The sequence below is a fragment of the Kitasatospora sp. NPDC048407 genome (genome assembly GCF_043200475.1).
Taxonomy (GTDB): Bacteria; Actinomycetota; Actinomycetes; order Streptomycetales; family Streptomycetaceae; genus Kitasatospora.
The window spans coordinates 275972-293480 of the sequence record NZ_JBICXW010000003.1 but is presented as its reverse complement, the minus strand read 5'-3'; the positions used below and the strand labels follow the sequence as shown (position 1 = coordinate 293480).

The 17509-nt window shown below is 72.5% G+C and carries 15 protein-coding genes, 2 tRNA genes and 1 pseudogene; 8 read left to right on the top strand and 10 right to left on the bottom strand.

All coding sequences use genetic code 11. The features are described from left to right. Nucleotides 1-71: 71 nt before the first annotated feature. The gene (gene wecB / locus ACGFWJ_RS09380) at nt 72-1301 is read left to right on the top strand and encodes a non-hydrolyzing UDP-N-acetylglucosamine 2-epimerase (RefSeq protein ID WP_392946964.1); all 1230 of its coding nucleotides are present in this window, start codon (nt 72-74) and stop codon (nt 1299-1301) included. Here wecB and ACGFWJ_RS09375 read toward each other — a convergent pair. Beyond that, nucleotides 1217-2479 (bottom strand): hypothetical protein, encoded by a 1263-nt coding sequence (locus ACGFWJ_RS09375; protein ID WP_392946961.1) that lies wholly within the window; start codon nt 2477-2479, stop codon nt 1217-1219. The genes wecB and ACGFWJ_RS09375 overlap by 85 nt on opposite strands. A gap of 393 nt (nt 2480-2872) precedes the next feature. Further along, entirely contained in the window at nt 2873-3490 is a 618-nt protein-coding gene (locus tag ACGFWJ_RS09370; RefSeq protein ID WP_392946958.1) for a DedA family protein, read from the bottom strand. A 411-nt stretch (nt 3491-3901) separates the two neighbouring features. Between ACGFWJ_RS09370 and ACGFWJ_RS09365 the strand changes: the two genes are divergently transcribed. After that, nucleotides 3902-4987: an LLM class flavin-dependent oxidoreductase gene (locus ACGFWJ_RS09365; RefSeq protein ID WP_392946956.1), complete on the top strand. Its 1086-nt coding sequence runs from the start codon at nt 3902-3904 to the stop codon at nt 4985-4987. A gap of 3 nt (nt 4988-4990) precedes the next feature. On the opposite strand, the gene ACGFWJ_RS09360 is transcribed toward ACGFWJ_RS09365, so the two are convergent. Together ACGFWJ_RS09360 and ACGFWJ_RS09355 are read right to left on the bottom strand one after the other, a co-directional pair. Then, nucleotides 4991-6892 carry a putative bifunctional diguanylate cyclase/phosphodiesterase gene (locus ACGFWJ_RS09360; RefSeq protein ID WP_392946953.1) on the bottom strand — a complete coding sequence of 634 codons (1902 nt, stop codon included), beginning with the start codon at nt 6890-6892 and terminating at the stop codon, nt 4991-4993. 335 nt (nt 6893-7227) lie between these two features. Continuing rightward, complete coding sequence (locus ACGFWJ_RS09355; RefSeq protein WP_387867727.1) at nt 7228-7653, bottom strand: OsmC family protein; 426 nt, start codon at nt 7651-7653, stop codon at nt 7228-7230. Between the two features lie 281 nt (nt 7654-7934). Between ACGFWJ_RS09355 and ACGFWJ_RS09350 the strand changes: the two genes are divergently transcribed. Further along, nucleotides 7935-8264, top strand: a complete 330-nt coding sequence (locus ACGFWJ_RS09350) for a chorismate mutase (RefSeq protein ID WP_387647338.1) — start codon at nt 7935-7937, stop codon at nt 8262-8264. Nucleotides 8265-8358: 94 nt separating this feature from the next. Further along, the gene (gene lepB, locus ACGFWJ_RS09345) at nt 8359-9045 is read left to right on the top strand and encodes a signal peptidase I (protein WP_387647336.1); all 687 of its coding nucleotides are present in this window, start codon (nt 8359-8361) and stop codon (nt 9043-9045) included. Nucleotides 9046-9052: 7 nt separating this feature from the next. On the opposite strand, the gene ACGFWJ_RS09340 is transcribed toward lepB, so the two are convergent. Next, nucleotides 9053-9571, bottom strand: coding sequence for a hypothetical protein (locus ACGFWJ_RS09340; RefSeq protein WP_392947265.1), 519 nt, complete (start codon nt 9569-9571; stop codon nt 9053-9055). Between ACGFWJ_RS09340 and ACGFWJ_RS09335 the strand changes: the two are divergent. Both ACGFWJ_RS09335 and ACGFWJ_RS09330 read left to right on the top strand, forming a co-directional pair. After that, nucleotides 9546-9779, top strand: a pseudogene (locus ACGFWJ_RS09335) (response regulator transcription factor); the annotation flags it as partial. The gene ACGFWJ_RS09340 and the pseudogene ACGFWJ_RS09335 overlap by 26 nt on opposite strands. A 4-nt stretch (nt 9780-9783) precedes the next feature. After that, nucleotides 9784-10083: a YciI family protein gene (locus ACGFWJ_RS09330; protein ID WP_387867732.1), complete on the top strand. Its 300-nt coding sequence runs from the start codon at nt 9784-9786 to the stop codon at nt 10081-10083. A 216-nt stretch (nt 10084-10299) separates the two neighbouring features. Here the strand turns inward: ACGFWJ_RS09330 and ACGFWJ_RS09325 are convergent, their stop codons facing one another. The 5 genes from ACGFWJ_RS09325 to ACGFWJ_RS09305 form a co-directional block, all read right to left on the bottom strand. After that, on the bottom strand, nt 10300-11292 hold the full coding sequence (locus ACGFWJ_RS09325) for a DMT family transporter (protein ID WP_392946949.1): 993 nt from the start codon (nt 11290-11292) through the stop codon (nt 10300-10302). Between the two features lie 40 nt (nt 11293-11332). Next, nucleotides 11333-13528, bottom strand: coding sequence for a transglycosylase domain-containing protein (locus tag ACGFWJ_RS09320; protein ID WP_392946947.1), 2196 nt, complete (start codon nt 13526-13528; stop codon nt 11333-11335). 365 nt (nt 13529-13893) lie between these two features. Beyond that, nucleotides 13894-13967, bottom strand: a tRNA-Lys gene (locus ACGFWJ_RS09315). A 118-nt stretch (nt 13968-14085) separates the two neighbouring features. Beyond that, nucleotides 14086-14159, bottom strand: a tRNA-Lys gene (locus ACGFWJ_RS09310). Between the two features lie 82 nt (nt 14160-14241). After that, nucleotides 14242-15000 carry a hypothetical protein gene (locus tag ACGFWJ_RS09305; RefSeq protein WP_387647324.1) on the bottom strand — a complete coding sequence of 253 codons (759 nt, stop codon included), beginning with the start codon at nt 14998-15000 and terminating at the stop codon, nt 14242-14244. A 507-nt stretch (nt 15001-15507) separates the two neighbouring features. Here ACGFWJ_RS09305 and ACGFWJ_RS09300 point away from each other — a divergent pair. Further along, nucleotides 15508-16686: a low temperature requirement protein A gene (locus ACGFWJ_RS09300; RefSeq protein WP_392946944.1), complete on the top strand. Its 1179-nt coding sequence runs from the start codon at nt 15508-15510 to the stop codon at nt 16684-16686. Continuing rightward, on the top strand, nt 16683-17330 hold the full coding sequence (locus ACGFWJ_RS09295) for a pentapeptide repeat-containing protein (RefSeq protein WP_392946942.1): 648 nt from the start codon (nt 16683-16685) through the stop codon (nt 17328-17330). The genes ACGFWJ_RS09300 and ACGFWJ_RS09295 overlap by 4 nt, the downstream gene beginning before the upstream one ends. Nucleotides 17331-17509 lie beyond the last annotated feature (179 nt).

Genomic DNA, 17509 nt, shown 5'->3' with positions numbered 1-17509 from the left:
GCGGCCTCAAGACCATGTGAGACGCCATTCGGAAGCCCCAGCCCGGAGTCCCGCCCCACCCATGGAGCACCATGACCTCCCGCGACCTCGCCCTGGTCCTCGGAACCCGGCCGGAGATCGTCAAACTCGCCGCCCTCGCCCGGCTGTTGGGCCCCCGCACCCGCCTGGTGTGGACCGGGCAGCACTGGGACCCGGCCCTCACCACCGCCTTCTTCACCGGCTACGGCCTGCCCGCCCCGCACCACCGGCTGGACGGCGTCGGCGGCGAACCGCGCGGGCAGCAGATCGGCCGGATGATCGGCGAACTCAGCCGGCACTTCGCCGAACACCCGCCCGCCGCCGCGATCGTCCAGGGCGACACCAACACCGCCGCCGCCGGGGCGCTCGCCGCGCACTGCGCGGGCGTCCCCGTGGTGCACGTCGAAGCGGGCCTGCGGTCCTTCGACGCCGCCATGCCCGAGGAGGCCAACCGGCGGGTCATCGCCCCGCTCGCCGACCTGCACTGCGCACCCACCCGGACCGCGGCCGACCACCTGCTGCGCGAGGGCATCGACCCGCGGCGGATCCTGGTCACCGGCAACACCGTGGTCGAGGCCACCCTCGCCACCCTGCCCGACGACCTCGCCGCCCGCGCCGTCCTGGCCCGGCACGGCGTCACGCCCGAGAACTACCTGCTGGCCACCGTCCACCGGCCCGAGAACACCGATGACCCGGAGCGGCTCGCCCGGCTGCTGGGCCAACTCGGCGGCCTCGAGCTGCCGGTGCTGCTGCCGCTGCACCCCCGTACCCGGGCGGCCGCCGCGTCCGCCGGGCTGCTCGCCGCCGGCGGGGGGCTGCGCCCGATCGAGCCGCTCGGCCACGCCGCGTTCCTGGCGCTGGCCCGGCACTGCCGGCTGCTGGTCTCCGACTCCGGCGGCGTCCAGGAGGAGTGCACGGTGCTCAAGCGCCCCCTGGTGGTGGTCCGCAACTCCACCGAACGTCCGGAGGCGGTGCAGGCCGGGTTCGCCCGGCTGGCCCGCCCCGGGCCCGAACTCGACGCCGCGCTGCGCGAGTTGCTCGCCGACCCGGGCCTCGCGGCGCGGCTCGCCGAGGTGCCCTCCCCGTACGGCGACGGCCGGGCGTCCGAGACGATCGCCACCGCGGTCCGGGACCGCTACCCGCAGCACGCGCCCCGGCCGCGCGGTGCGGCGGCCGGGGCGGGCGGGGCGGCGGACCGTCAGGCGGTGCCGAGGAAGGTCTGCCAGCCGCCGGCCGGGGCCTGGCCGACGCCCAGGGTCCGCAGCTTGCGCAGCGTGGACTGATCCTGGACCTCCATCCACTCGACCAGCTGCTTGAACGAGACCAGGCGGACGTCCGGCTTGCCGGCGATCTGCTTCATGGTCTGCTCGACGGCGTCCATGTAGATGCCGCCGTTCCACTGCTCGAAGTGGTTGCCGACGAAGAACGGCGCGCGGTTGGTGCTGTAGGCGCGGTTGAAGCCCGCCAGGTAGGAGTCCCGGGCCTGGTCGCGCCATTCGCCGTACTTGGCCGGGTCGCCCTTGGTCGAGCCGGCGGACTGGTTGGCGAGGATGTTGTAGTCCATCGACAGCACCTGGAAGTTGTGCCCGGGGAACGGGATGCCCTGCAGCGGGAAGTCCCAGATCTTGCCGTCCTGCACCTTCTGCGGCCAGATCTGCTGCCCGCCGGGCGAGCTGGCGTCGTACTTCCAGCCGAGCTTGGCGGCGGTCGGCAGCAGCGCCTTCTGGCCCTCCAGGCACGGGGTGCGGGCGCCGATCAGTTCCTTCTTGTAGTCGAAGGGCAGCGGGTCGACGTCGGTGATGCCGGTGTTGGTCTTCCACTGGGTGACGAAGGAGACCGCCTGCTCGATCTCGCTCTCCCAGTCCTCCGGCGTCCACTTGTTGACGCCGTTGCCGTCCGAGCGGGTCGAGCAGAAGTGCCCGTTGAAGTGGGTGCCGATCTCGTGGCCGGCCAGCCAGGCCTGGCTGATCAGCTTCAGCGTGTTGCGGACGGCGTTCTCGGACAGGAACGGGATGTCGGAGGCGCCCTGCGAGTGCTTCGGCGGGTGGTACAGCGAGGCCTTCTCCTTCGGCAGCGTGTAGATGCCGGAGAGGAAGAACGTCATGGTCGCCTTGTGTTCCTCGGCGAGCTTGAGGAACCGGGTGAACTGGCCGTCGTCGGTGGCGCCCGCGCCGTCCCAGGAGAACACCACGAACTGCGGCGGGGCCTCGCCGGGCTTCAGCTTCTCCCACTTGGGCTGGTTGGGCTGCGGGCCGGTGTCGGCGTTGGAGCCGTCGCCTATCGGGGTGCCCTTGGTGCCGGACTGGCCGGGCGCGGGCTTGCCGGTGCCGCCCGAGCCGGTGCCCGCGTCCGACCCCGGGCGGCCGGTCGCACCGCCTCCGCTGGAACAGGCCGCGACGGCTCCCAGGGCCGCGGTGGCTGCCGTGGCGGACAGCACTGTCCTGCGCGAGATGGTGCTCATGGTCTCCCCTGCCGCAGTGGGCCCGGCCAGAAGGGATCCGGAGGCCTGCCGCGGCTTCGGATGGTCAACTTCTGGCAAACTCGGACAATTTGACGGTTTCGCCACCCAAGGATGGCATGCCCGGGACGGACGGTCCAAGCCGCCCATCCTCAACCAGTCATCACGCGGACCGGGTACGCCCGGCTCCTGCCAGGGCCCACCTGTTGCCGTCCTGGGACAAAACCCCTGCTAGGGCCTGTTCGGCCGATCTTGCCGGGCGCGCGACGCCGGATCATCCCGCCTGGACGCACCGCCGAAACATCCAAGTACACCCAGTACGAGGACGTTCCGGCGGCACGCCCAGCCGGGCGCCCGACGCCGCGCGCTGATCCGACAAGATCGGCCGGACAGGCCCTAGACGAGTTCGCCCTCGACCAGCACGGCCAGCCGGCGGCGTCGGCGGACCAGTTGGACCACCAGGCTGCTGACCGCCGTCGCCGCCAGGCTGGAGATCACCAGGCTCAGCCACTCGGTGTCGAACCAGTGCAGGTTCAGCCAGCCGAGGCTGACGATGTACGCCGCCCACACCACCGCGGAAACCGCCGACCAGCGCAGGAACGTCCAGGGCCGGTTCGGGGAGTGACCGACCGCCAGGTCCAGCACCGTCCGTCCGGCCGGGACGAAGCGCGCCACGATGACGATCGCCGCCGCCGTCCGGCTGGTGGTGCGGCCGGTCAGGGCCCGCTGCACCCGGGCCACGTTGGCGGCCAGCCGGGGCCGGCGCTCCAGGCGACGGTTCACCGCGGGTGCGCCGCGCCGGGCCAGGTTGAGCAGCAGCAGGTCGCCGAGGAAGGACGCCACGGCCACGCCGGCGGCCAGCGGCAGCGGCGAGCCGCCCATCTGGCCGGTCTTCAGCACGGCCAGGATCACCAGCGTCCCGCTGGGCAGGAACGGCAGGAAGGCGTCGCCGAGTACCGCGAGCAGCGCGATGGCGCAGTACCACGCCGGTGCGACGGCGGCGGTGGCGTCCAAGGTTCTCTCCCTCCAGCCCGCCCGGGGGAGAGGCAGCTGCAACGAGGGTCAACGCTAGCGCGGACACCTTTCATCACCTGAAGCACCCCCGTGTGGGATGTCGCACACGTGTCCGGGAATGCTGAGAGCCCCCGGCGGGGTGCCGCTGCGGGGGCTCGGGAAGGACCGGCGGTGCTGGTCGAGCCCGCCGATCCGTACGGTGCGCGGAGCCGGTAGGTCGTCCGCGACGGTCACCAGCCTGCCGCATCCCCGGGCCCCGGCTCGGCCGTTTCCCCTGGCGACTTCCCGCGCTGGCGCGAACTCGCCAGCCGACACATTCGCGGAGGGCGGCGGGAACAGCCCGGCCCGTCGGCGGGTTGTGCTCCGACGAACGCCCGGGCGCCCGGCCGGGGCACCAGGAGGACGCACCGCATGAGCAGCGCACCGGAGCCGACCGAACAGCACCCCGGCGAGGACGACCGGATCCGCGGCCGGGCGGCCGGCACAGCCCCCGCCCCGCTCTCCATCCTGGACCTCGCCACCGTCGGCACCGGCCACACCGCCGCCGAGGCGCTCGCCGCCACCACCGAACTCGCCCGCAGCGCCGAACGCTGGGGCTACCACCGGTTCTGGGTCGCCGAACACCACGGCATGCCCGGCGTCGCCTCCTCGGTGCCCGCCGTGCTGCTCGCCCACCTCGGCGCGCACACCAGCACCCTGCGGCTCGGCTCCGGCGGCGTGATGCTTCCCAACCACGCCCCGCTCTCCATCGCCGAACAGTTCGGCCTGCTGGAGGCCCTGCACCCCGGCCGGATCGACCTCGGCCTCGGCCGCGCCCCCGGCACCGACCAGGCCACCGCCCGCGCCCTGCGCCGCGGCCTGGCCGACGGCGCCGAGGACTTCCCCCGCCAACTCGCCGAACTCACCCACTTCCTGGACGGCGACTTCCCCGACGGCCACCCCTACGCCCGGCTGGAGGCGGTGCCGCGCTCGGCCTCCCGCCCGCCCATCTGGCTGCTCGGCTCGTCCGGCTTCTCCGCGCAGCTCTCTGCCCGGCTCGGCCTGCCGTTCGCGTTCGCGCACCACTTCAGCGCCGCCAACACGGTGCCCGCGCTCGACCTGTACCGGGACACCTTCCGCCCGTCCGCGGTGCTGGCCGAGCCGTACGCACTGATCGGGGTCAGCGCCGTCGCCGCCGAGAGCACCGAGCGGGCGCTGTGGCTGGCCCGCTCGGCCGGCCTCGGCATGCTGCGGCTGCGCCAGGGCCGGCCCGGGCCGATCCCCACCCCCGAGGAGGCCGCCGCGCACCCGTACACCCTGGCCGAGGAGGACTTCCTCGACTCCTGGCTGGCCAACGTGGTGCTCGGCACCCCGGCGGAGGTCGCCGAGGGCCTGGAGGCGCTGCGCCGCCGCACCGGGGCGGACGAGTTGATGGTGACCTCGCACATCCACGGCCACCAGAACCGGCTGACGTCCTACGGGCTGATCGCCGAGGCGTACGGACTCACGAAGCCCTGACGGCTAGCGGCGCGGGCACTGCCGCAGTATCTCGGCGATCCGGTCGGGCGCGCCCGGGCGGGCGAAGTACCAGCCCTGGGCGGTGTCGCAGCCGGTCTGCCGCAGGCGTTCGGCCTGCGCGGCGTGCTCGATGCCCTCGGCGGTGACGGTGAGGCCCAGCGCGTGCGCCAGCTGCACGACGGCGCCGACGATCTGCTCGTCGGCGGCGCGCCGTCGCCCGCCGTCGCCGGACGGGCTCTCCCGGAACGCCTCGATGAACGTGCCGTCGAGCTTCAGCGCGTGCACCGGCAGCCGGGACAGGTAGGCGAGGTTGGAGTAGCCGGTGCCGAAGTCGTCGATGGCGATCCGCACGCCCATCTCGGCGAGCGCCTGCAAGGCCTGCAGGGGGCGCCCGCTCGGGCCGAGGATCGCGCTCTCGGTGATCTCCAGCTGCAGCAGCCGGGCGGGCAGCCCGGTGCGCTCCAGTACCTCGGCGACGTCGGCGACCACGTCGGAGTCCCAGATCTGGCGGGCGGCCAGGTTGACCGAGACGAAGGTCTCCGCGTCCGGGAACTCGGCCAGCCAGCGGCGGGCCTGCCGGCAGGACTCCTCCAGCACCCACTTGCCGAGCGGCACGATCGCCCCGGACTCCTCGGCGAGCGGGATGAAACGGTCCGGCGACAGCAGCCCGTAGCGCGGGTGGCGCCAGCGCACCAGCGACTCCGCGCCGTGCACCGCGCCGTCCGTCAGACCCACCAGCGGCTGGTACTCGACGATGAACTCGCCGCGCTCCACGGCCGGGCGAAGCGCCGTCGCCAGCAGGTGCCTGGTCAGCTGGTCGGCGCCGCGGTCGCGGTCGTACAGCGTCCAGCGGGCGCGCCCGTCGGCCTTCGACCAGTACAGGGTGGAGTCGGCGTCGCGGATCAGGTCGGTCGGGGTGGAACCGCGCACCGGGCGCTCCACCACGCCGATCGAGGCCGTCACCGTCAGCCGGTGGCCGGCCACCTCGAAGGGCCGCTCCAGGGCGTTCATCAGCCCCGCCGCCAGGTGGGTGAGCTGCTGGTCGCCGCCGCTGTCGGTGACCAGCACGGCGAACTCGTCGCCGCCGAGGCGGGCCACCAACTGGCCCTCGCCGTCGGCGAATCCGTGCTCCAGCCGGGCGGCGACGGCGACCAGCAGCTGGTCGCCGATGTGGTGGCCGAGGGTCTCGTTGATGGCGGCGAACCCGTCCAGGTCGATGTAGCACAGCCCGATCCGGCGCTCGTCCTTCCGGACGGCCGGCCCGGCCTGACCGTCCGGCTTGAACGCCGCTTCCAGCCGCTCGTAGAACAGCGCCCGGTTGGGCAGCCTGGTCAGCGGGTCGTGCAGTGCCTGATAGGCCAGCCGGTCGCCGAGCTGCCGCTGCTCGGTGATGTCCTCGACCATGACCAGCGTGTAGTACGGGCGGCCGGCGCCGTCGCGGATCAGCGAGACGGTGACGCGGCCCCAGACCTCTTGCCCGCCGAGGTGCTTGAGGCGCTTCTCGGTGCGCATCCGGTCGCGCTCGCCGCGCACCAGCTCGCGGTAGCGCTGCCGGGACGGGTCCTCGGGTTCGATGATCCGGTGGATGTGCATGCCGGGCAGCTCGGAGGTCTCCCGGCCGAGCATCGCCGCGAACGCCGGGTTGCCCTCGATCACCAGGTCGTCGGTGTCGATCAGCGCCATGCCGATGCCGGCGTCCGAGAACGCGGCGCGGAAGCGGGACTCGCTGGCGCGCAGCGCGTCCGCCAGGTGCACCGCGTCGGCGCTCAGCGAACTGCCGCAGGCGGTGCAGATCTGGGGCGGGCCGTCGGCCACCCCCGGGGAGTGCGCACCGCTCTGCGGGCGCGGCGCTTCGGGCCACCCACCCCGATGGTGTGCGTCGGCCCCGACGTTCCGGCCCGGCACGGCACGCTCCCGTCCGCTGCTGCCACTGACTCACCGCCCACACCCACGCGGGCGGAGACCGGCCCGCGGCCCCGCTCCGCTCGGCGGACCCCGGCCGGTGACCGGGGAGCTGTCGGCGGCCTCGGCCACGTCCGCCGATCATAGGCCGCCGGTGTAACTGTGCGCGACCGGCGGCGGGTCGATTCGGGCGAATTGCCCGCAGATGTGCCTCGACATTACGTGCGAGACCCCCGGCGTGCACCGGATCCGGTGCACGCCGGGGGCGTACGACCGCGCTCACCCGCCGTAGCGAAGCGGCGTTCGAGGGCAGGTCGGGCGGTACGTCGGGCGGCAGGTCAGGCGAGCGAGGCGCTGAGCGTGATGGTGGTGCCGGTGAGCGCCTGGCTGACCGGGCAGTTCGCCTTCGCGTCCTCGGCGGCCTTCACGAAACCCGCCTCGTCCAGGCCCGGGACGGTGCCGACCACGGTCAGGTGGATGCCCGTGATGCCGGTGCCCGGCTGGAAGGTCACGTCCGCCTTGGTGTCCAGCTTGGTGGGCGGGGTGCCCGCGCCCGTCAGGCCGTGCGAGAGCGCCATCGAGAAGCACGCCGAGTGCGCGCCCGCGATCAGCTCCTCCGGGCTGGTCTTCCCGTTCGCGGCCTCGGCCCGGGACGGCCAGGACACCGGGAACTCGCCGATGCCCGAGGAGTCGAAGGTCACCAGGCCCTTGCCGTCGAGCAGGTTGCCCTCCCACTCGGTGTGCGCGGTGCGGGTCGTTGCCACGATCAGGTACCTCCTGTAGGGGGAACTGCCGGTCGAACTGCTCCACCCGCGACCGCACTTGCGGCCGCGGCCCGCCCAGCCTAGGGCCTGCCCGGCCGTTCCCGTCGGATCAGCGCGCAGTCCGTCCGGCGGCCGTCCCACATCGCGGAACGTGCCGGTGATCGGGGCGAAAGCGACGTGTTTGCCCTGTTAGATTGGCCGTTCGCCCGCGCCCGGGCCGGCCCGTCCGCCGCGCCCCGCCGTGCCCGGAGCCCACCCGCACCCGCATCGGAGCCGCCCCCATGACGGACCAGCCCACCCCCTCCCCGGCGGAGACCGACCCGGCCGTGCGGGCCGAGCTGACCCGCCTGCGCGAGTCGATCGACAACATCGACGCCGCCGTCGTCCACATGCTCGCCGAGCGCTTCAAGGCCACCCAGCAGGTCGGCCGCCTCAAGGCCGAGCACCGGCTGCCGCCCGCCGACCCGGAGCGCGAGCGCCGACAGATCGCCCGGCTGCGCGAACTGGCCGTCAGCGCCCACCTCGACCCGGTGTTCGCCGAGAAGTTCCTGAACTTCATCATCGCCGAGGTGATCAGGCATCACGAGGCGATCGCCGGCGACAGGCCGTAGTGTCTGTGTGTCTGTCCGGTCCGCGTAAGGGCCGGATTTTCGCCGCGTCCGGCGCGCGGGTTAGCGTGCTGTCCTTCCCGAGGAGGCGGTGTCGGTGTCGGTTGCGGTGACCGAGGAGACCACACAGGAGCAGGGCTGGCGCAGGCGCCGGCCCTGGTACGTGGAACTGCCCGTGATGATCGCCGTCGGCCTGGTGGTCGCGGTGGTGATCAAGTCCTGCCTGTTCCAGATGTTCTCCATCCCGTCCGGTTCCATGGAGAACACCCTGCAGATCGGCGACCGGGTCGCGGTCAACAAGCTTGCCCCGCTCACCGGTTGGAAGCCCGAACCGGGCGAGCCCGTGGTGTTCAAGGACCCGGGCGGCTGGCTGCCGCCCACCCCGAAGGACAGCAACGCCTTCACCGGCGCCATCCACTCCGGCCTCAGCGCGATCGGCCTGCTGCCGCCCGGCGACGACTACCTGGTCAAGCGGGTCATCGCCACCGGCGGCCAGACCGTCGCCTGCCGCGGCACCACCCTCAGCGTCGACGGCCAGCCCGTCGCCGAGCCCTACCTGCACCCCGGCGACGACTCCTGCTCCGGCCTGGACTTCGGGCCCATCACCGTCCCCGCCGGCCACATCTGGGTCGAGGGCGACCACCGCAGCGACTCCGCCGACTCCCGCTACCACCGCGACGGCCCGTCCGGCGGCGCCGTTCCCGTCGACAACGTGGTCGGCCCGACCTCCGCCGTGGTCTGGCCCCTCAACCACCTCAACTGGTTCGGCTGGACCGGCCGCTGAGCGCCGGTCAGGCCGACACACCGCGCCGCAGCCGGACGGCGCAGCCCGCCGCGACCACCGCCGACAGCAGCACCAGCACCCCGGCCTCCGCCCACTGGAACGTCCAGTAGCGGTCGGCCGGCTGGTACTCGGTGCGCTGCGACAGGTGCATCGCGTTGATCGTCTCCATGCACCGCTCGGTCGAGCCGGCCGGGCCGCACACCTCGGGGGCGGTGGGCGTGAACGGCCGGCCGTCGGCGTCCAGCGTCCGCACCGACACCGACCAGGCGCCCGGCAGCGCCACCGGAGTCGTCACGTACAGCCGCTCGCCCTCGATCCGGATCACGGCCGGCCGGTCCGGCGCCAGCACCACCGCCGTCTGCTGCTGCACGGGCGCCGCCAGGTGGGCGCGCAGCGCCAGCGGCACCAGCACCTGCATCGCTGCCACCGCCGCCAACACCACGGCCATCGCGGCGACTTGGCGCCGCAACAGCAGCCCGGCCGCCACCCCCGCCGCGACGGCCCCGGCGGCGCTCGCCGGGACCACCGAACGCGAACGGGAGGTGCTCGTACTGGTCGGGCTCGGCCTCTCCAACGAGGAGATCGCCGCGCACCTGCACGTCAGCCTGTCCACCGCGAAGACCCACATCGGCCGGCTGCTGCAGAAGCTCGCCGCCCGGGACCGGGCGCAACTGGTCATCGCGGCCTACGAGTCGGGCCTGATCCGGCCCGGGGGCCCGCGCGGCCTAGGATGATCGGGTGTTCATTCTGGAGCTGACCTACACCGCCCCGCTGGAGCGCATCGACGCGCTGCTGCCCGCCCACGTGGCCTGGCTGGAGCAGCACTACGCGAGCGGCACCTTCCTCGCCTCCGGCCGCAAGGTTCCCCGGGACGGCGGGGTCATCATCGCCGTCGCGGAGAGCCGGGACGCCGTCGAGGCGCTGGCGGCCACGGACCCGTTCGCGCAGGGCGACGTCGCCGAGTACCGCATCACCGAGTTCGTCCCCACCACCACCGGCCCCGAGCTCGCCCCGTACCGGCAGACGCTCCCGGCCTGACGCGGGGGACGCCTCCGGCGGGGAGTCGGGGGCGCTTCGCGCGCACGGAGCCGGGCTCGATGTGACCTGATGGTCCGGCGTCCCGGGACGCCTCGGCGGGCCCTGCGAGCTGGGGATCGGCATGCGTGGCGCCGGGCCGGACCCGGCCTGGCGGCTCGGGCGCGGTTTCTTCGGTGGGTCCACAGGAGCCGGCGGCCCCCCGAGCCCGCGCGGCGGTCAGTGCTTGGCCGAGGAGGCCGACTGGGCGGCGAAGGCGCCGGCCAGGACGAGGGCGCCGCCGGCGAGTTGGGGGACGCCGAGGTGTTCGCCGAGGAGGATCCAGGCGAGGACGGTGGCGACCACGGCTTCGAGGTTGGCGACGACGCCGGCCACGGGCGGGGAGAGGTACTGGACCGAGGCGACTCCGGTGAGGTAGGCGACGACGGTGGCGACCAGGATCATCCAGAGGGCGGGGAGCAGCGCCGGGAGCTGGTGGCCGTTCATGGTGACGGAGTGGGTCAGCAGGGACCAGTCGGCGTCCCAGGGGCGGGTGAAGGCGGTGAGCAGGATCGCGCCGATCAGCAGGCCGTACGCGGAGACGGCCAGCGGGTCGACGGGGCGGTCGCCCTCGCGGCCGGCGTCGGCGAGGACGAAGTAGCCGACCTGGCAGCAGGCCGCGCCGAGGGCGAACAGGACGCCGAGCGGGTCGAAGGAGAGGCCGTGCCAGACCTCGACGACGCAGGCGAGGCCGGCCACCGCGGCGCCCGCGCCGGCCATCGCGCGGCGGGAGACGGGGCGGCGCTGCACGAGTCGGACGTAGGCGAGCAGCAGCGGCGGGCCGAGGTACTCGATCAGCATGGCCACGGCGACGGGGATGCGGGAGATCGCCGCGAAGTAGCAGGCCTGGACGCCGGCGACGGCGAGCAGGCCGAAGCCGATCAGTAGTCCGGGGCGGCGCAGTACCGCGTCGCGGTGCTTCCAGGCGATGGGCAGCAGCACCAGCGCCGCGCCGGCGACCCGCAGCCAGACGGTGTGGGTGGGGGAGAGGCCGGCTTCGATCAGCGGCTTGGCGGCCGTTCCGGATCCGCCGAAGGCGACCGCGGAGACCAGGGCCAGCACCAAGCCCAGCTTGGCGGTGCGGTGGGCGGGGGAGGGGCTTTCCACCAGGGGACGATCGGGCGCCGGGCGCGGGTCGAGCGACATGGCGGAGGGGTCCGAGCTGCTGTGCATCGCCGCATTGTGCCAGCCCGGACCCCTCTGCCGTAAGGCGCTATCCCGCAGGTTGGTCCTGTGTTCCGAGCAGTCCGCCGGAGCCGCCGGACCCCGTCGAGGCGCTCGGCGTCGGCGGCTCGCTGGGGCCCGCGCTGGGCTTGGCGGACGGGCTGCGGCTGGGCCGCGGCTGACCGCCGCCGTCACCGGCGCCGCCGCTGGGACGCGAGCTGGGGCTGCCGTTGCCGTTGCCGGTGCTGTCGCCGGCCGACGGGGACGGCGCGGAGGTCACGCCGTCCGAGGTGGACGGGTTCTGGCTGGGCGAGGCGGACCCGGTCGGCGCGGACGGGACGGTGGTGGACGGCGTCCGGACCGGACCGGAGAAGGAGCTGACCGGCTGCCCGGCCAGCGCGGACTTCATGTAGGCCGTCCAGATCTGCGCCGGGAATCTGCCGCCGGCCGCGCTGCCCATGCCGCCGACGCCGTCCAGGGTGACCTGCTTGCCGGTGGTCGGGTCCTGGCCGAACAGGCCGACCACGGTGACCAGTTCGGGCGTGTAGCCGGCGAACCAGACCGACTTGGAGTCGTCGGTGGTGCCGGTCTTGCCGGCCGCGGGGCGGTTCAGCGCGGCGGCCCGGTAGCCGGTGCCGCCCTGGTCGTCGATGACGCCCTGGAGGATCGCGGTGGTGCCGCGGGCGGCGTTCTTGGAGATCGCCTGGGTGCTCTTGTGCTCGGGCAGCGCGACCTTCTCGCCGCCGGACTCCAGCCCCTTCACCAGCCACGGGGTGATCTGCTGGCCGTCGTTGTCGAGCGTGGCGTACACGCCGGCCAGTTCCAGCGCGCTGGGGGAGGACGTGCCCAGCGGGATCGACGGGATGGCTTCCAGCTGCGGGGTGTCGGCGGGCAGGCCGAGCGCCACCGCGGTGGAGCGGACCTTCTCCAGGCCGGTGTCCTGGGCGAGCTGCGCGAACACCGAGTTCACCGACCAGTCGGTGGCCTGCTGGAGGCTGATCTGCCCGAACGAGCGCTCGCCCTCGTTCGGCGGCGCGTAGGGCACGCCCTTGGCGCCGCGGACGGGCCGCCGGTTGGTGCCGTCGTAGATGGTGTCGGCGGTGATCCGGTCGCCGTACTGGGTGCGCGCCCCGGAGTCCAGGGCGGCGGCCAGCGCGATCGCCTTGAAGGTGGAGCCGGCCTGGTAGTCGGTGCGGGTGGCGTTGTCGATCCAGTGCTTGGTGGCGTCGGCGCCGCCGTACAGCGCCACCACCTGACCGGTCTTCGGGTCGACCGACACCGCGCCGGCCTGCGCGGCCGCGTCCACCTTGCGGGTGTCCGGCTTCAGGTTGTCGATGAGCTGGGCCTGCACCGCGTCCTGCAGCTGCTGCTGCTTCTTGGAGTCCACGGTGAGCGTGATGGTGTAGCCGCCCTTGGCGAGCTGGGCGTCACTGACGATGTGATTGTCGGTGAGGTACGAGGTGGCGGCGGCCACCAGGTAGCCGGCCTGGCCGGACATGCCGGGCGCGGACTTCGGCGACTGCACCTCCGGGAAGGTCAGCTGCTTGCGCTCGTCGGCGCCCAGCCAGTTCTTCGTCACCATGCCGTCGAGCACGTAGTTCCAGCGGGCCATCGCCTTCTGCTTGCCGTTCTCGGTGGCCGAGGAGACGTCGTACGCGCTGGGCGCGTTCAGCAGGGTCGCCAGGTACGCGCCCTGGGCGGCGTCCAGCTGGCTGGCGTCCACCCCGAAGTAGGCCTGCGAGGCGGCCTGGATGCCGTACGCGCCGCGTCCGTAGTAAGAGGTGTTCAGGTAGGAGGAGAGGATCTCGTCCTTGCTCTGGGTGGCGTCCACCTTGAACGAGATGAAGACTTCCTTCACCTTGCGGCTGACGGTCTGCTTCTGGTTCAGGTACGCGTTCTTCACGTACTGCTGGGTGATCGTCGAACCGCCCTGGGTGGCGCCGCCGGAGGCGGTGTTGAAGGCGGCGCGGGCCATGCCCTTGAAGTTGACCGCGCCCTCCGAGTAGAAGTTGCGGTCCTCGGCGGCCAGTGCGGCGTGCTGCGCGTCCTTGGAGACCTTGTCCAGTCCGACGTTCTGCCGGTTGGTCTGCCCGGTGCGGGCCAGCAGCGAGCCGTCCGAGTACAGCCAGGTGTTCGACTGGGCGGTGGCCGCGGCGTGCGCGTCCGGCACCTTGACCAGGGCGACCCCCAGGGCGAACAGGCCGACTCCCAGCAGCAGCGAGGCGGCCAGGCCGACCAGCGTCATCCGCCAGGTGGGTATGAGTCGGCGCCAACCGGTTCTTTTCGTGCGTTCACGGGGCTCTCGAGGCAACGGAGACCTTCCCGCAGGCCCCGGACGGGCTGCTCGCTCGGGCGACGGATGAACCTCGCCAGCTTGATCGATCGACTTGTCAGATGTTAGGGACCTATGTCCTATTTCTCCTAAGACGATCTTTAAATCCCTCTTAGTTGCGTGTCTTCCGTCACCCCGGCCGTGACCCCGGCCGTGACCCCGGTCTTCTCAACGAGCGGACCCGCACGGGGACATGGCCGGCCCGATCACACGATCGAGAACCTGCTCGGAGAAATGCAGAAGGCCCCCCGCTTTCGCGAGGGGCCTTCTGCTGTCTGTGCGCCGCCAGGGACTCGAACCCCGGACCCGCTGATTAAGAGTCAGCTGCTCTAACCAACTGAGCTAGCGGCGCTTGCTGACGGAGAGAACATTACACGCCTCCCGACCTGCGGTGAAATCGGGTTCCCGGGGCCGGTGTGCGGGGAAACGCAGAAAGCCCCCGCTTTCGCGAGGGGCTTTCATGCTGTCTGTGCGCCGCCAGGGACTCGAACCCCGGACCCGCTGATTAAGAGTCAGCTGCTCTAACCAACTGAGCTAGCGGCGCCTGCTGACCTGGAGAACATTACATGCCCGGCGCCGATCCGCCGAATCGTGACGGCCCGGCCACGCACCGTGCCCGCCGGTGGTCAGCGCTGCGGCGGGAGCCTGGCCAGGAACACCTCGAAGGCGGTCGACCGCACCCGGTTCGCCCCGTCGAACGGATAGTTCATCTCCTTGATCGCGATCAGCGACAGGCCGATCAGCCCGGCCAGCGACACCACCATCGCCAGGTGCGCCCAGGTGTTGGACAGGCCGAACAGGAAGGTGAAGGCGATGGTGACGATCGCGCCGGCGATCAGCGCCGCCCACAGCAGCAGCGGCACGCAGTCCGCGATCTGGTTCAGCCGGGCGCGGCGCTTGCTGGCCAGGCCGTCCACGTGCGTCACCAGGTTCTGGTAGATCGTCGCCTGTCGGGCATCGGCCGGTTCGAAGGCCAGCGCGGTGTCGCGGATGCTGTACATCAGCGCGGTCGCCGCCGGGTCGCTCCGGTGTCCGGCCATCTGCTTCCACTCGGCGTCCACCACCGTGTGCGCGTAGCTGAGCGTCAGGCCCTCCAGTTTGGCGCCCTCCGGCAGCGGCATCGCCCGGGACATCCAGTAGACCCCCGCGAGCTCGTCCGCCTCCTCGAAGGTGGTCGCCCTGGCGGCCGAGGTGTTCTCCCACACCACGATCACCACGAAGGCCACCAGCACCGCGTAGAAGGCGCCGACCGCGGCGAAGATGAACCCCGCCACGTCGTTGCAGTTCTCCCGGGCCGGGACGGACGCGTACCGCTGCACCAGCACCATGCAGCCCGCCGTCGCCAGCAGCATGCCGACCAGGATCGCCACGTCGGACCAGTTCACGACGACCCCCGCTGAGCAGCTCGGTGCACGCCTGTACGCATACCGCCATCAGGCCACGGGCGGGCCGGGGCGGGCGAGCGGGGATGGTCCGACCGGCCGGGGGGCGACGCGCCGCCGGACAGCGCGGTGATCGCGAGGAGGGCCGGTGGGCGGACGCGGGGCGAGGCGGCAAGACCGCCCCCCATCGTCCGTGCCGTCCTCCTTGACCTTCCGCGTTGCCCGCGAGGCGTCCGTCCGTCCCTCCATTCGGAGAGGAATCTATCGGGCCAAACGGGGCGGACGGGACAAGCTTCGCACCAACGCCCCGGACGGGCCCCAGCTGTCACCCGGATCGCGCACTGCGGCGTCAACTCTGCCTGACGGACGGGCAAAACGGTTCGAATCGGACCAATCGGCGTTCCGGGTACGGTCCGTGCGGGTTCGCGCTCCGGATGCAAGGATCGTCCGAGAGCAACTCCCCGGCCGCGCGCGCTCCCTGCCGCGCGGCCCCGTCGTGAAAGCAGGACGATGACCACCGCCCCCGACCGCTACCGTCCGGTCCGCCGGATGCTGGCTCGCGACCAGGGCGAGTCCCACCGGGTCTCCACCCCCCTGGAACTGTTCTTCGACCTGTGCTTCACGGTGGCCATCGCCCAGGCCGGCCGCCAACTCGCCCACGCGCTGGCCGCCGGGCACCTCACGGTCGCCCTGCCCGGGTACGCGATGTCCTTCTTCGCCATCTGGTGGGCCTGGATGAACTTCACCTGGTTCGCCTCCGCGTACGACGTGGACGACGTCCCCTACCGGCTCACCACGCTGCTCCAGATCACCGGCGTGCTGGTGCTCGCCGCCGGCGTGCCGCGGCTCTTCGGGGACCAGGACCTCTCCCTGGTGGTGGCCGGCTACCTGCTGATGCGCCTCGCGATGGTCACCCAGTGGCTGCGCGCCGCCCGCGGCGAGAACGGGTCCGCCCGGACCGCCGCGCTGCGCTATGCCCGCGGCATCGCGCTCGTCCAGGCGTTCTGGGTGGTGCTGCTGTTCGTCCCGCACGAGGCCCGCGTCCCGCTGTTCGTGGTCGGCGTGGTCGCCGAACTGTCCGTCCCCGTCTGGGCCGAGACGCACAACCGGACCCCGTGGCACCGGCGCCACATCGCCGACCGGTACGGCGCGTTCACCATCATCGTGCTCGGCGAGACGGTCGCGGCCGCCACCGTCGCCGTCCAGACCGCGCTGGACGAACACAAGGCCGTCGCCGAGCTGCTGCCGATCGCCGGCAGCGGACTGCTGATCTGCTTCGGCGCCTGGTGGATCTACTTCGCCGACGACGCCCACCCCTACCTGCACTCCGCCCGGCAGGCGCTGCCCTGGGGCTACGGCCACTTCGTGGTCTTCGCCTCGGCGGCCGCCGTCGGCGCCGGGCTGGAGGTCGCCGTCCAGCACGCCGTCGGCACCACCCACCTCACCGACCGCGCCGCGGCCGCCGCCGTCACCGTCCCCACCGCGCTGTTCCTGTTCACCGTCTGGGCCCTGCACTCCCGCCACCACCGGCGCGGCGCCGCCCAGTTGATCCTGCCGCTGGCCGCGCTGTCGGTGCTGGCTGCGACGCTGGCCGGGGATGCCGGCGTACTGCTGGCCGGCCTGCTGGTGGCGGGCACCGTCGGCGTCGGCATCGCCCTGTCCGCGAAGACCGTTCAGAGACGGAGTTGAGCACCCCCGTGCGCCTGGAAGACCTCCCCTACGCCCACCTGCTGCAACGCCACACCGGACCGCTGCGCGCCGACACCCGCTACGACACCGTCCACTTCGACGACCTCGACCTGGGCGGCCAACTCGGCGGGGTGAGCTTCCTGGAGTGCGCGTTCACCGGCATCCGGGCGGACGGCGCGAAGCTGCGCCGGGCCGGTTTCAACGAGGTGTGGCTGCACGGCGGGCGGCTGGTCGGCGTCGACCTCGCCGAGAGCGAATGGCAGGACGCCGAGATCGACTCCAGCGTGCTGGCCGGCGTCTCCGCGTACAGCTCGGCGATCCGCCGCACCGTCTTCCGCCAGTGCAAGCTCGAAGCGGTCAACCTGCGCGGCGCGACGCTGCGCGACGTCGTCTTTGAGGACTGCCTGCTTCGCGACGTCGACCTCGCCGAAGCGAAACTCACCAACGTGACGTTCCCGGGCTCCACGCTCGACGACGTCCACCTGCGCGGCGCGACCCTCAAGGCGGTGGACCTGCGCCGGGCCGCGAGCCTCGGCCTGCCGGACGGGCACCAGGGGCTGCGCGGGGCGATCATCTCGACGGGGCAACTGCTGGATCTGGCACCGCAGTTCGCGCAGGCGCTGGGGATTTCGGTGAAGGACTGAGAAAGGTTCCGCTTCGCGGCGAATGGGAGGGTTCCGGGGCAGGTGTGCCGTCAATGGCCTTGCGCGTACCCGCCGTTCATCTGGTGAACGGTTCGACAAACGTTCGGTTCAAGTCATGGCCATGCCGCCCCGGCTGCGTGAGGATGCTCGGCGTTCGGACACGAGGTGTCTGAACAACA